The 14,093-nt window shown below is 64.1% G+C and carries 9 protein-coding genes; 5 read left to right on the plus strand and 4 right to left on the minus strand.

Annotated elements, in window-relative coordinates:
* Positions 1-97: 97 nt before the first annotated feature.
* Positions 98-961, minus strand: a complete 864-nt coding sequence (locus ABZ909_RS08255; protein WP_356997022.1) for a hypothetical protein — start codon at positions 959-961, stop codon at positions 98-100.
* Between the two features lie 310 nt (positions 962-1,271).
* On the opposite strand from ABZ909_RS08255, the gene ABZ909_RS08260 reads away from it, so the two are divergent.
* From ABZ909_RS08260 to ABZ909_RS08270, 3 genes are read left to right on the plus strand one after another with little or no spacing between them, the layout of a single operon-like run.
* Entirely contained in the window at positions 1,272-9,284 is an 8,013-nt protein-coding gene (locus tag ABZ909_RS08260) for an alpha/beta hydrolase (RefSeq protein ID WP_356997023.1), read from the plus strand.
* 50 nt (positions 9,285-9,334) lie between these two features.
* Complete coding sequence (locus ABZ909_RS08265) at positions 9,335-9,778, plus strand: hypothetical protein (RefSeq protein WP_356997024.1); 444 nt, start codon at positions 9,335-9,337, stop codon at positions 9,776-9,778.
* 24 nt (positions 9,779-9,802) lie between these two features.
* The gene (locus tag ABZ909_RS08270; protein WP_356997025.1) at positions 9,803-10,585 is read left to right on the plus strand and encodes a hypothetical protein; all 783 of its coding nucleotides are present in this window, start codon (positions 9,803-9,805) and stop codon (positions 10,583-10,585) included.
* A gap of 410 nt (positions 10,586-10,995) precedes the next feature.
* On the opposite strand, the gene ABZ909_RS08275 is transcribed toward ABZ909_RS08270, so the two are convergent.
* The 3 genes from ABZ909_RS08275 to ABZ909_RS08285 all read right to left on the minus strand — a co-directional run bounded on the left by ABZ909_RS08275 (position 10,996) and on the right by ABZ909_RS08285 (position 13,035).
* The gene (locus ABZ909_RS08275; protein WP_356997026.1) at positions 10,996-11,415 is read right to left on the minus strand and encodes a hypothetical protein; all 420 of its coding nucleotides are present in this window, start codon (positions 11,413-11,415) and stop codon (positions 10,996-10,998) included.
* Between the two features lie 111 nt (positions 11,416-11,526).
* Positions 11,527-12,306: a DUF6585 family protein gene (locus ABZ909_RS08280; RefSeq protein WP_356997027.1), complete on the minus strand. Its 780-nt coding sequence runs from the start codon at positions 12,304-12,306 to the stop codon at positions 11,527-11,529.
* Positions 12,307-12,354: 48 nt separating this feature from the next.
* Positions 12,355-13,035: a hypothetical protein gene (locus tag ABZ909_RS08285; protein ID WP_356997028.1), complete on the minus strand. Its 681-nt coding sequence runs from the start codon at positions 13,033-13,035 to the stop codon at positions 12,355-12,357.
* Positions 13,036-13,211: 176 nt separating this feature from the next.
* On the opposite strand from ABZ909_RS08285, the gene ABZ909_RS08290 reads away from it, so the two are divergent.
* Entirely contained in the window at positions 13,212-13,595 is a 384-nt protein-coding gene (locus ABZ909_RS08290) for a hypothetical protein (RefSeq protein ID WP_356997029.1), read from the plus strand.
* 96 nt (positions 13,596-13,691) lie between these two features.
* Positions 13,692-14,078 carry a hypothetical protein gene (locus tag ABZ909_RS08295; RefSeq protein ID WP_356997030.1) on the plus strand — a complete coding sequence of 129 codons (387 nt, stop codon included), beginning with the start codon at positions 13,692-13,694 and terminating at the stop codon, positions 14,076-14,078.
* Positions 14,079-14,093: the final 15 nt, after the last annotated feature.

Here is a 14,093-nt window from a genome sequence, read left to right on the forward strand (position 1 = left end):
ACTCCCCTCCTCGACCGGTCCCGCGCCCTTCACCCGGTCGGATACCTGTGCGACCTTACACATTCGAGGTGTCGGTGTCGGCGGAGGTGGGGTTAGCTCAGAGTTCGCGGGAGCTTACGTAGCCCTCGTCGGTAATGCGCAGAGCATCCAGCGTCGCCGTCGGGCTGCCCGACAGAACGACGTCCCAGCCACCGTCGATGCGCTGCGGGGCGAAGCCCATGGCCCCGATATCCACGCCGGCACCGATCAGATACATCCGGATTCGGCTCGATGCCTCGGCCGCGGACATCCCGCCCGGAGCCGCCGCGTGCACAGGCCATGGACGGCGATCGAAAAACCCGAGGCGTTCCGCCTCGCGTTGCCGGTTCTTCTCGCTGTGCCGGTAGTGGTCGGAGGTGTTCGTGAACGGTATCCGCCAGAGTGCCGGGCGCTTGGCCCAACCGTAGAAGTAGGGCCCGCCGGTCACCTGCAATCCCGCGGTGACTAGTCGGGAATCCTTCGGCTGAACGAGCGTGATGATGCCGCTGTGCCCGGAACCGTCGGCCAGCCGAACACGGCAAGTCCTGCGGTGGGTCGCGGTGCGGTTCTCGACCTCGCCGACGACATCGGAGGGCATCGCGGCGAAACGGCTCACCAGCTCATCGAATTCCGCTGGTGGGCCTGAGAATCCGGCGGTGATCTCGTGGAGGCGGCCGTTGGATCCCTTGTCGACCCGGTTGAACCCCTCGCCGACGAAGGCATTCGCGCTCCAGGTTTCGGAGCCGTCACCGTCGGCGGTGAATCCCGCGCCCTCCAACAGCGAGACCAATTCCGAGGCACGCCTGCGCCCGTGCGCGATGACGGCCGCGGCCTGTGCCTTGCCGATGGGATTCAGCGTCGAGGAGACCCCACCCCGATATCCGGTGCTCTCCTCCGGCCCGACCACGGCGATGCCGTGCGGAATGAACCACAGTGATCGCACGGTGACACTCCTTCGGCGGCGGCTGTCCCGATTCCGTTGCCGACCCTAGCCGATCGATAACGGCGGTCGCTTTCCCAGTTGATCGTCGGCGCGTTCTGTGGCAGCGTGTCGCGAGATCGTGAACTGTCCGCGCGCCGAATGCGCTGCTGGACAGCGAATCAGCAATGCAGGTCAGCGCGTATTCGGGGGCGATAGTGGGGTCACGGGGGTGTCTGATTGAAGCCACCGCTGCGCGAGTGATTCTCGTCGCAGGCAGTCCGCGATGATCTGGAAGCCGCCCGCGGCGGGAGGTCTCGGCTGGCTCGTCGGCATGAAATGGCCCGAAGGCAATGAAGACCTCATGTGGGGGATTGCCGACGACTGGACCGGTGCCGCGAAGGACATGCGCAGTATCGATGCCGACATCGATGCCGCGATCGCCGCGGTGCGCCAGGCCTATCCGACCGGCGACGGCGGCGACAAGATCATCGCTCAGCTGTCGGACATGCGGACCGGCAACCAATCGATCGACAAGCTCGCGGACTGGTTCGACACGATCGCGGGGACCGCGAACAACACCGGGACACAGCTCGAATACACGAAGCTGATGTTCTATACGACGCTGATCACGCTGGCCGCGGATATCGCGGCGGCGTGGGCGTTTCCGCCGACCGCGCCGATGGCCGAGGGCGCGATCATCGGCGTCGGCCGGATCACCGTGCGGATCCTCACCCGGCGCGCGATCGACTTCCTGGGCAAGGAAGCCGAGAAGGCCGGTGAGATCGCGCTGAAGAAGTTCATTCTGAAGCAGGTACTCATCGGTGGCCTGATGGGTGGATTGCAGGACGGCGCAATTCAGGCCTATCAGAACGAATTCGGACGTCGCAACGGTATCGACTACAAGCAGTTGGGGCTGTCAGCGGCAGGTGGTGCTGTCGGTGGTCTGATCGCCGCTCCCGTCGGCAAATACGTCCCGAAGATGTTGCTGAGCCCGCTGTCGAAGGACGTCGCCCAGAAGATGGTGACGCAGAAGGCCGCCAACTTCCTCGGCGGTGGAGTCGCCGGTGGTGTGGCCGGTCTGGGCGGCTGGGTCGTCAGCGGTGGTGTCACGCACAACTGGGAATTCGACCCCCGTGTGGTCACCGCGGGTATCGCGGGAGGCACGCTGCCCGGTGTCGCCCACGAAGTCCCGTCGCCCTGGAAGGGCGGCGAGCCGAAGCTGTCCACTGCGGGAGTCAAGACCGACGGCGCTCCGTCGGGCATCACTGAGCAGCACAAGACGCCTGAGATCGAAACTGGCAAGCCGTCGATCGGTGAGCAGCCTCATCAGACGCCTTTGTCCGCCGAGAACGCAGCTCGCGATGGTGCTCCGGCGGCCGAGCATCCCCAATCGGTGGAGCCGAAAGCGCAACTGACCGATCACGGGAACCAGCACGAAACTCCGGCCGGCGGGCCGCAGGCCGCACCGAATGCGCAAGCGCAGGTGCACAACCCACAGGTCGTCGAGGCGCGCCCGGCGGACGGTCCGCAGGCCGCCGACACCGGGCAGACACCGGCGTCGGCTGATCCGCGTCAGGTAACCCCTGCGGGCGCACCGCGCGCCGAGACGCCTGGTGTACTGCGCACCGAAACACCAGCTGCGCTGAAACCCGAAACACCCGTCACCTCGAATACGTCGCGTGCCGACGCACCCGGATCGCAGACCCCGCAGGCTGCCGAACCGAGGGCCACGGCCGTCCCGGCACGCGATGGCGGCGCCGCGCTGACTCCGATGAGCACCAGGGCCACCGGGCAGGACGTCCCCACTCGCGTGGGCGAGCACACGGATCTGAGCCAGTCCGCGCGGACCGCGGAACCGGCGGTCGGTCGTCCGGACGGCAGGGAATTGGTCGGCGCCGGTAGCGGTCCCGCTTCCAGAATCGGCGCGCGACCCGAGAATCCTTTGGGCGGAAGAGAACCGCGGCCGGATGGGCAGACGAATCATCCGTCCGGGTCTCCGACAGAGCACAACCGGGGACCCAACGACCAACGCGGCCCGAATCACCCCGCGGCGGGTCCGGCACCCGACCCGACGGGCACTCATACAACGCCGCCGCACGATTCCACGCCCGCGCACACGCTTCCGCGCGACCCCGAACATCCTGTGCTGCCGAAGGATTCGCCGGTAACCGAGGCCGAGCACGCGCATGCTCGTGACGCCTTGGATCGCCTAGGGCCGGAGGCGACGCCCGAACACCTTGCGCACGAACAGGACAGCTCTGTCGCGGCCGCGCACGACCGGGCGACCGAGAACCACGAGTGGTGGCACTCGCTCACTCCGGAGCAGCAGGACGCCATGTTGCGTGTCCACCCGCACGAACTCGGCAATGCCGACGGCATTCCGCCGCACATCCGCGACGAAGCCAACCGCCTGGCGATCGCGCGCGACATCAACCAGATACGCGAACAGAATCCGCGGGTCGACAAGTTCCTCACCCGGTTCACCGATCCGGAGAGCGTCCGGCAGTGGAAGAACCTGCGGTCTACCGTGGAAGCCCTCGAGCACGCGGACGATCTGGCGCGTAGCTTCGCGGACAAGAACGCCGGTCACGAGCCGCCGGTGCAGGTGCTCTCCTACGACTCGGAGGCGTTCGGTGGCGAGGGGCGCGCGGTCGTCGCCTTCGGCGATACCCAGCACGCGTCCACCGTTTCGTTCCACGTTCCGGGAATCACGACCACGGTGCGAAGTCTGGGAACGAACCTGGACAACGCTTTCAACCACTACCGGGCCACATCGGAGAACAGGGATCCCGCCGAGGTCGCGTCGATCGCGTGGATCGGTTATGACGCGCCGAGCGGATTCCCGAAGATCCTGCGCGAGATGACCGACGCGCGGCTGGCCTCACGCGGCGGCCAACTCCTCGCCCGAGATGTTGCCGCGTTCAGTCAATCCCGTCGTTCGGACGCCGCCCTGCCCGGCGGCTCGCCGACACCCGACGTGCACCTGTTCGGCCACAGCTACGGCTCCACCACCACGGCCTTCGCGGGCGCGGGCGGACGCCTCTCCGGCGACATCTCCACCATCACGCTGCTCGGCTCACCCGGCGCGGGCCCGGTGGGGCACGCCGCGGATTTCGGCATCGGCGCGCACAACATCTTCGTCGCCAGTTCCTCGCGCGATCCGGTCACCTGGATCGGCGCCAACACACACGGCGAAATCAGCCGTATGGCACCGGGTCTCGGCAATGGCCTAGGGATGGACCCCGCCATCTCGGCCTTCGGCGCCAACCGCCTTACCGCCCAATTCCCCGGCGGCATACACACACTCAGCGACATCTCGACCCACACGGGCTACTACAACTACCTGGACAAGGGCGCCACGGTTCCGACCGAGTCCCTGCACAATTTCGCCCGTATCGCCAACGGCGAGAGCCCGCACACCCTGCCCGAATACCCTCGCCCCGGCCGAGACGACCTCAACGCGTGGCAGCGCAACGTCGGCTCCCTACCTCACGACCCGGCGGGCTTCCGCGCTCCCGAACCCAATGTCCATCAGGGCGAACACCCCTACGGCTACGACGATCTGGTCAACCAGCACCGTACCCAGGACCCGGCCCCGGTCGCCCCGGAACGTACGCACTCCCAGGTCAACGACTGCGGCCCCCAGGCCCTCCGCCAGGTCCACGAGCTAACCGGCAACCCCGACGTCCACGTCCCCGAAGACGCTCACATCGCCGACCACGGCATGACCGCGGCCGAACTCGAGAACGCCGCGGGCGCCCACCTCGACCGCCACGAAACACTGGGCTCGATCGCCGACCAACTCCACCGACTAGGCGACGGCGCCACCGCCCTGGTCGTCGACGAATTCCACGGCCCCACAGACGCCAACGACATCGGCGCCCACGCCTACACCATCACCAACGACGGCGGCCGACTAGTAGTCCACGACAACGCAGTCCCCGGCGGCCCCCACTCCTTCCCGCCCGACCACACCAACGTCAAATCCACCCACGCCATCGTCTACGACTCCCATGGCAACCCGGTACATCCGCTCGAATCAAGCGCGCGTGAGCATCCCTCCGCTTCGCGCCCGGAAGCCCGTATCGGCCAACCGGATTCGCATTCGGCCGTCCCCGACCACACCGGTCCGTCCCATGTTCCGGACGAACACGCCCGCCCGAAGCTCCCCGTCGAGGACAAGCCCTACTACGCCAACCCGCACTACGAAGATCCCAGGGCTTCGCACGAGTACGCCGCAAAGAACAACATCAACCAGCGCGAAGTCGACACCATTCGCGAGTTCGAAACCGAGCAATACCCTGAGATCTCCCGTCTCTCCGACGCCGAGATGGACGCGATCCGCCGCAACCAGTTCTTCAATCTCAACAGGCCGGTCAATGACGCGACCCGCAACGGGAACGCGCTGGCTCTCGGCGACCATGACGTCGAACTACGCACTCTGGTCTCGGCGTACAACAAACTGCCGGACTACGAGGGCACCGTCTACCGCTCCCTCAGCTTCGACGACCCGGTGGCCATGGAGAAGTTTCTCGATGACCACACTCCGGGCAAGGAGCCGCCGGCCGACCGGGGCTTCGCATCATCGGACAAAGGCAGCTCGATGCCGGATGGCAATATCGAGTTGATCATCGATTCCAACACGGGGAAGGACATCTCCTGGGCCAGCCTCTCCCAGGACGAGGTGGTCTTCCCGCCCGGCACCCGATTCCGGGTCGAAAGCCGTGACTTCATCGACGGCAAATACGTCATCCGAGTCACCGATATAGGAAGGACCTCCGATGCCCATCAGTCGGGAGGAAATGGAACGCATAGCGCGGAAGGTGCTGGGCCCCACGATGCGGGACGAGATCGAGGACCCGGAGCTCCGCGCGAAGCGGGACCGCGACCTGGAGATCCTGCGCGAGATGGACGCGAAGGGACGCCGCCCGGCCACGGAAGACCAGACCAAGATCTGGCAGGCGTGGGGGGAATCGGAGATCAAGCGGATCGATCGCGAACGGGGGGAGACGACCTAACTCCTGAGGAGTCGGCTCCCACTCACCCTGACGAGCTGCAGCGCCCTGAGGAGCCGCACCTCGACCAGGAACTAGCCAGTCATATCAACGGACCGGACGAACACCATGTCCCGTTCCGTGCTGATCTCGAAGGGTCCACCGGCCACCAGGTCGAGCCACACCAGGAAAACGGACAGCCACACCAGGATTCGCACGAACGAGCGCACGGTTCCGAGCCCACGCATGAGGGGCCGCATACCGAAGCTCAACACGAACCCGCGGCCCACGAAGTCGCCCATCAGACCGGGCCGGAGGTCGTGGCACCCGCCCACGACCCGATTCAGCGATTCGATACACCCGAGGCCGCGCGCCATTACGGCGACGAGATACTCGGTCCGATCCGTGACACCATGTCCGATGCGCAGCTGCGTGAGCTGCAGCGGTACACCCAGAAGTCTTGGATCAACGATTTCTTGCGTGCGCCCGACCCGGTGAAGCTGCTCGCGAAGCTCGGCGAGGATGAGGGGCACTACCGGCAATTGATGCGGCTCACCGACGGTAGCCCGATCCTGCCGAAGGTCGAAATGCTCGACCGACTGCTCGCGGAGCATCCGGATCCCCGTGACCCTTACCTTGATCCGCAGCTGCGCGCCACAATCGAGCACGTTGTCAACAGTCCCGATCCTTTTAGTCGACTTCAAGAACTGTCGCGCAACTCCGAAAAGCTACCCATGATGCGCGAGTTCTTCGGCGGCGAACCGACAATGGATGTCCTCCGGCCCGTGGTCGAGCACCTCGACCAGGCGACGAATCGCCCCGTTCCTGAGGGCGTGGAGGTCTCGCGCGGTATCAGTATGAGGAGTCTCGACCGCTTCACCGGTCCAGACGGCCAACCGTTGAACGGTCGGAACCCGAAACTGTTGAAGGGCACGATCCAGACCGAACGCGGATACATGTCGACCAGCCTGGGTCCGACCCCGCCTCAGGAGTTCAGGCTCAAAGTCCGTGTGGAACTGGATGTTCCAGCTGGCGCAAAGGGCGCTTGGGTCGGCGACAGAGGTCTGTCCGGACCTGAGAACGAGCTTGTTCTCCAGCGCCAAACCCAGTTCCTGATCACCGACGTAATCGAGGACCCGCACGGCGCACGCTACGACGATGGTTATGTCGATTACCTGGTCAAGGGCACTCTCGTGTCGGCGGACTACGTCCACGAGCCCCATGTCGAGGTGCCGGAAGTCCACGATCCCCATACGGCACCAGAAAAGCCCGTAGACGAACAGGTCCATGCGACGGATGGGCCTGACAAAGACCACGTCCCGTTTCGGATGGGCGAGGACTCGGAACGTCCGGTCGAACAGCACACCGCCGAACCGGTACGACCGCAAGAGATTCCGAACGAGGAAGCCCCGAAACCCGAACGCGCACCGATCGACCCGGCTGATCGCCCCTCGACGCTCACCCCGCATCTGATCGATCGGTTCAAGGAGCTACACGGGCGCCTCTACGACCTTGCCTCGGCCTATCATGAGCCGTCCCGCGCCGCCGAGCTGCCGGGGCTACGTCTCGGACTCCACGACCTCATGGACAAGCTCGGCATGGTCGACCATTCGACCTCGGAAACCGCCATGCGGCTGTTCGAGGAGTACCGCCCCGACCTGGCGTCGTACTTGAAGGAAAACCGCGAGGCGTTTGCACCCCACCCGTCCGACACCGCAACACCCCACGAAGCCGCCCCGCACGCGACCGAGCCCGCTCCGCACGCGACCGATCGCTTGCCGGAGTCCACCGAACAGCGGCCGAACGATTCCGAACATCACCCGAATGAGGATGCCCCCCACCAGGATTCACCTCACGCACTCGACGACCACAACCCACCGGCCGATCCGCTGGGACACTATGCCGACCGCACACCCGCGGGTCTCGCCCTGCACAACGACCCGGAAATGCGCGCCCTCGCACACCTGGTCCCCGAAGACCCGCGCTTCTTCACCATCGACGCCCACCTGACCGAACGCGGCACCGTCCTGCTGGACGGCCGCGAGTACACGATGGAAGAACTGGCCGCTCGCCTCCCGGAACTCGGCTACGACGGCCGCCCCATCCGCCTGATCGGCTGCGACGCCGCCTCCACCGACGCCGCAGCCCGCCTCGCCAAAGCCACCGGCCGCTACGTCCTCGCCCCCACCAAACCAGCCTGGACAGACCCCACCGGCCACGTCTACTCCTCCACCGCCGAAGTAACCCCGGAAGGCACCCGCCGCCCCCGCATCCCCCCGGACGGCGACTGGGAACTGATCCACCCCGACGGCACCAAAACCAAGGTCTCCGAAGACGGTTTCGTCCCGGGTACCCGCGACGAAGATAAGCACAGCATCAACCCTGACGACGCTAAGGAGCGTAGTGCGTTTCGTAGTGACGAGGATCCACGGATTCCCTATGAGGACCTAGTTGGGGATCGGCCGGTCGAGAGAATTACTTCAGACGATCCCCGGGCTCCTAAGCGTGACAAACCATTCGGTCGAGATGAACGGACAGGAGCTCCGAAACCGTTGGAGCCCAATAAGGCATACCTCGTCACCGACAAGGCTGGACGTGACCGAGGTCTCTTCATCACCGGCCATGATGGCCATGTCCAGGAAGTGGTGACCGACTCAGGACGCAGAAGGATGCGTCAATTGTTGGCTCCAGATCCGAATCCTGCTCCGAGCAGCGGCCGTTCGCGGCGTCCGAAGTACAAGTATGTCGGTGAAGGCTTCAATCCTGATTTGAGACGGCCATTCCCGGACGCCGTTTATACTGTTGATAATAGATTTATCTATTCAACAGACGATCACGGCCGGGTTGTTCAGGCGGAAGGTCGTTTGAACCTGGTCGACTCGGACACGGCGCGCCGCGGACCGGATCAAACGCGGATTGGTCACGATGGCCAGAATGAATACGGGGTAATTAACAAACAAACGATCAAGGAGTTTGAGGAGCTCTTCGGGCGGAAGCCATCGCTTGCTGAAGTTGTCCTGTTCAAAACCGTTGCGTTCAACGGTGGCCATCTCTTCGGCACGGAGTTTGGCGGACCAGGCGAGGCAATAAATATGGTTCCAATGCTGGAGAGTCTCAACCAGGACCCTGGAAATACAACACCGCTGGACAACTGGCGGAAGCTGGAAGGGCACTGGGAACACCTGCTGGAGCAGGACCCGCCACCGACATTAAACGTTAAGATCTCGCTCGACTACGATCCTCACAGTCCAGAGATCTCGTCTCCGATGTACATAGATGTGGAGTACGCCGTCGACGGTACTCTGGTAGATACATTGAGTTTCAAGAATATTCCCCCACGGCATACGTAGCGGGCTTCGTTCTACCCAAGGCTGCGCAGACATGAAAGGACTAACAAAGTATGGCGCAGGAGGATTCGTTCGGTCCGCTCGAGCAGTCAGCGGTACTGGAGAAGGTTGGTCAAGCGTTGGTCGGAGCTGTCCCCGCTGGTTGGGTGCAGATCAGGTTTGAGTTCAGGGGTACGGTTCAAATCGATGGCGCGCGACTGGAGTCAACGGCGGAAGATGGTTCCGCGGTACGGCATTCAGTGCCAAAGGTTGCGATGAGAGAGTTCGACAGACTTCGTGCTGCGATGTATGAACCTGGGAAGGGCGCCTGGTTCACCGCTCGGTTCGTGATCGAGCAATCTGGGGACTACAAGATCGACTTTGACTATGACGCCGAGCCGGATTTTGTTCCGCAATTGACGGCAGGCGCATATGCGTTGGATTTGGAGCACTACCCGCGTGATGAGGAGCATACGCCCGCCTGGTTGCGGGACATGCTTCGTGAGGTGCGCGGTTAAATCTGGGGGCCGACAGGGGCAGACGTGAATTACGATGTGATGACTCCGAATTATGATGCCTGGACGCGTCTGCCGGTGTTCTACCTGCCGGTCACGCTCGGCGACGTTCTGGTCGGTTACCTATGGGGATCACAGAATGGGAGTTCTGCGGGATTCTTCGCGAGTTTTGAGCTCGGTGTGAATCGGGTGAAAACCATTGTGTACTGGAACGATCGGCTTGAAGAGACGTATCGGATGGGTCTCACGCCGATCGAGGCGGTCAGGTATTGGCTTGGGAAGCCTGCGGATCCGCAGTTCGGTGGGATCGCCGGTGATGCGGAGCAGCGCGAGGCTCGGACTATTCAGGAGTTGGCGCTGCAGTTGAATCCTGATAAGCCGATTGGCGAAGGTCCATGGGTTCAGGACGGCACCTATCCCAGTGGAAGTCCTGAGGACCGATCTGAGGGCTTCAGCGCGATTGCACCGGTGCCGACCACTACCTATCCCGACGAAACCAGCTCGGCTGTCATCTATCTGCCCGTCAGTCTGAAAGGCACCATCGTCGGATATGTGTGGGCGTCGACGACTGACGATGCCGCCGGGTACATCCCGCGCACCGCGGTCGGCCACACGGGCTTCGTTGCAGGCGGACTGTGGCGCGCACGTCTCATCAATGCGCATATGGCTGGTCTATCCGCGCTCGACGCGGTCCGGCGTTGCCGGTCGCTACCAGCCAACTCGCCTGGAACATTCGGTGTGATCGAGCCGATTCCGGAGCAGAAGGCTCCCACGCTCGCCGATCTCCGACGGCTCGCCGATCAAGGCTGATCGCTGCGAAGGCCGCGGCCGCGACATGAGGCGCCGTGAGACGGATCGATCGGACATACGACGACGACCAGATCTCCATCGGTGATGATCTGCGACTCGAGTACCGGGGCGAGCCCTTCACGGGCGAAGTGGTCACGACACTTGGTGACCAACTCTTGGCTCAGGCCCTATATGTGAATGGGATCTGGCATGGACTCCAGCGCGCGTGGTGGTCAGACGGTCAGGGTACTCGACGTAGTGCTCGCGGGGAGCTCAGCTGCGGTCGGGGCGGAGCTCGATATCAAGGTGGACGCCGACGGTGCCGCGAGTCTGACGGACAGCCGCGGTAGGCGGTTGACATTCACCGCAGGCGAATGGGATGCGTTCACGAAAGGCGTTGCGGACGGCCAGTTCCAATAGCGGTTCGGCCGCTATTTCACCGGCATCGTCGTGGTCCACTGGCCCTTGCTGTCGGCGATCGTCGCCTTTGTGAACATGCCCTGACTCGGGTCCGAGAGTACGACCCAGGAGTGGAGGGTTTCGTAGGTGCCCGCGGCGCAGGACGGGTCGCACTTGTTCACGTGGTAGGTGCCTTCGCCTACCGCCACGTCGGATCCCCAGACCTGCCAAGTGACGTCGGTGAGGTATTGGTGAGCCGAGGAGCAGCCGGGTTCCAGTCTGGTCGGCTTGGCGGACGGGGTACGGCCGGTGCAGTCGAGCACCTGCGAGTCGGCCTGCTTCGCAGGGGCGGCGGTTGCCTGCGGGGCAGCCATTCCCGACGCCACGGTCAGTACGACGGCGCTGGCTCCCATCAGCAGTGCCGTTGTCCGTGCCACCATTCGATTCGCCATCGCCCGTTCCTTTCCGTCGACCCCGATCCGGTGCTTCGGCCGGGTACGTTGTCGACGGTAGAAACCGGGACTAGGCGACTTCTAACGAACTTCCAACGGAGACCTGCGCGACTACAGCCCGCGTCCGCGCTTGATCAGCGCATACAGCAGGTTGAAGTTGGTCAGCGAGCTGATCGGAACGGCGATCGAGGGATGTTTGGCCGCGGTTTTGATGCGGAGCCGACCCTCGGCAATGTCAACGTCGGTGATCTCGGCCCACTGCACCAGGGTGCTGTATCCGGTTACTCCAGCCGGGCTGAGGGTGATCGAACCGAACTCTACCGCTTGGCCTGATCCCAAAGTCGCCAGGACGGTAGGCATCTGGTGGACGGCTACACCTTCCTGGATCCGCGGCCCCCACTCCTGAGGGTTGACGATCCCCTCGCGTAGACGCAGAGGCCGGCCGTCGAGGTCCTGCATCTCATAGGCGTAGGTGACCCGGGTAGTGACCCCGTTCCGGCGATGGTCGACCAGGTCTTGGATCACGCTCGTCGAGTCGTACCGAACCACCCGCAGTTGTTCCCGGGACACGAAAATCAGCCCATGCTCGAAGAGCTCCAGCCATTTGCCGGAATTCCGCTGCCCGTAGAAGAGCCCGTGCACAATCGAAAACAGCGCCGCCAGCCCCACGATCAGCGCGAAGTACATCGCTGCTTCCAACAACTCGACTCGCACGGCGAACCCCAGCACCGTCACCGCGACCAGCCCGACGAATATCATCCCGAGTCGTCCGATGCCGCGCCAGTCCATCGTGACCGCGCCGTAGGTCTGAACGTGCCTCCCCAGACCCGCCCGCACAGCCGCTTCCGAAATGCGCTGTGTGTGATCGGTTTGCAGGCCTGGCTGCGTCATGATTCCCCCTGTCGTCAAACGTTCTTCCAACGATGGTGCACGAGCATGTCACCCGCGGTATTGACCACCGCTATTGAGCTGCGCCGCAGCCTGGTTGACGGCTGTGGCGAGCTCGGTCATCAGTCGTATGACTTCCAGGTAAGCGGCGGAATCACGGGGGATGGTGCCGCGGATCCAGCAGATCAGTACTCCATCGTTGACGCGAATGCGCGCCGTAGGGGCAATCTGGACGATCGCGTACGCCGCCTTCTTGACGGGGAGCGTCAGTAGCTGCCGGGCATGATCAGGGTTATTGGGGGTCAGACCGAGGTACCAGCGATCGAATTCCGCGTCACCGCTGGAGAATCGGCGGTGTTCGACCGATTTCTTATTGAACTCGAGAAGCCACTCACCCTGGGTCGACAGGAGGTCCAGCCGGTCCACCGTGGGATCGATGCCTTCGAGCAAGGCCGCGGTGTGTCGCCAGGTCTTGATCGTATTGAGGTACATGGTCTCGTGCTCGACCAAGAATGTGGTGAACGGGAAGCCGAGGGCCTGACCGTGGATGGGCTCCTGGTATTTCGCCTTCGAAGGGTAGGGGCACAGCCCGACCTTCGCGTGTTGCTCGCGCCAGACCTCGGTGGGCCAGCTGGGCACACCACCCATCGCGGCCGCCATCGCCGCATGCGCCTCACGGTTCTTCGCAGTGCCACTGATCGCCAGCGCACCCCACCCCACGACGATGACCACCCCGATGACAATGGCAATAACCATGAACTCCCCCTGTAATCAAGCGTCCATCAACCGCCCGCAGCTTAGTCACCGCCCGGATACGCCGCTATTCGCAGCTATGTCCGCTGGCCAGCGGCCCTGCGACTGCCCGGCTAGGATCGTCTGAAACGTGTCGGGGTGGGAGGGTTCCAAGGGTGAGTGCCGAATTCGACGAGCTTCCAAGGCTCGCGCGCGTCTATGACCACCGCGACGAAAACGGTCGCCCGGTCGCAGTCAGGGCGTCGCTGCCCTCACACCTGCGTGACCGGCTCCTCGCCTACCTCGACTCCGCCCCGATCGTCCTGGCCGCGCGCAGTTTCGAGGCCGACGAATTCATCCCCTCCGTCCGTGACGTGCCCCTGACTTTCCGCACCGACGGCGTCTGGATCTGGTCCGGCGCGGTATCCCACTACTTCCGCAAGCACGCCCTTCCTCCAGACCCAGAGCTGGTGCGCCACATCATCGCTCGCGACTTCCAGCTGGGCGAGGTCAGCCCGGAAGCAAAAACCCTGGCTGTACGGATGATCACCGCTGGATGACATCGCTGGGTGCCGCCGTCTCCTGCGGCGCAGCCTGAAGCGCGACAACAGATTTCGGCCGAACCCGTACCGAAGGGCATGAGTCGGAGGAGGCTGTTGCGACTGAGTGTCGCCGTGGTTCCGCAGGTAGCCGTCGGCATCGCGGCAACAGTGGTGCTGTCAAAGGACAAGGACTCGGGCGCGCCGGATTCTTCCCCGGGCGTGAAAGGCGCCACCGGCGGCATCGCCCCTCAGGCAGGGGACGAGGTCCATCGGGTGGCCTTCAGTCCTGACGGTCGCACTCTCGCGGGTGCGTACTACTGGGCAAGCGGCAACAACGAGGTGTGGCTCTGGGATGTGGCCACTCGCGCCAAGCTGTCCGACCCCCTCGCCGGCCATACCAGCCCGGTACGTTCACTGGCCTTCGCCCCGAATGGCTCGCAGCTCGCCTCCGGCAGCATGGATCACACCGCTCGACTGTGGACGATGCCCCGCCCGAGGTGACGGAAAGCTGCGCGG

Source organism: Nocardia sp. NPDC046763 (genome assembly GCF_040645495.1).
GTDB lineage: Bacteria > Actinomycetota > Actinomycetes > Mycobacteriales > Mycobacteriaceae > Nocardia.

What these genes read in the sequence shown, in the direction of transcription:
- ABZ909_RS08260 (WP_356997023.1), top strand. Translation starts at nt 1,272, where the DNA reads ATGAAATGGCCCGAAGGCAATGAAGACCTCATGTGGGGGATTGCCGAC.
- ABZ909_RS08265 (WP_356997024.1), top strand. Translation starts at nt 9,335, where the DNA reads ATGGCGCAGGAGGATTCGTTCGGTCCGCTCGAGCAGTCAGCGGTACTG.
- ABZ909_RS08275 (WP_356997026.1), bottom strand. Translation starts at nt 11,415, where the DNA reads ATGGCGAATCGAATGGTGGCACGGACAACGGCACTGCTGATGGGAGCC.
- ABZ909_RS08280 (WP_356997027.1), bottom strand. Translation starts at nt 12,306, where the DNA reads ATGACGCAGCCAGGCCTGCAAACCGATCACACACAGCGCATTTCGGAA.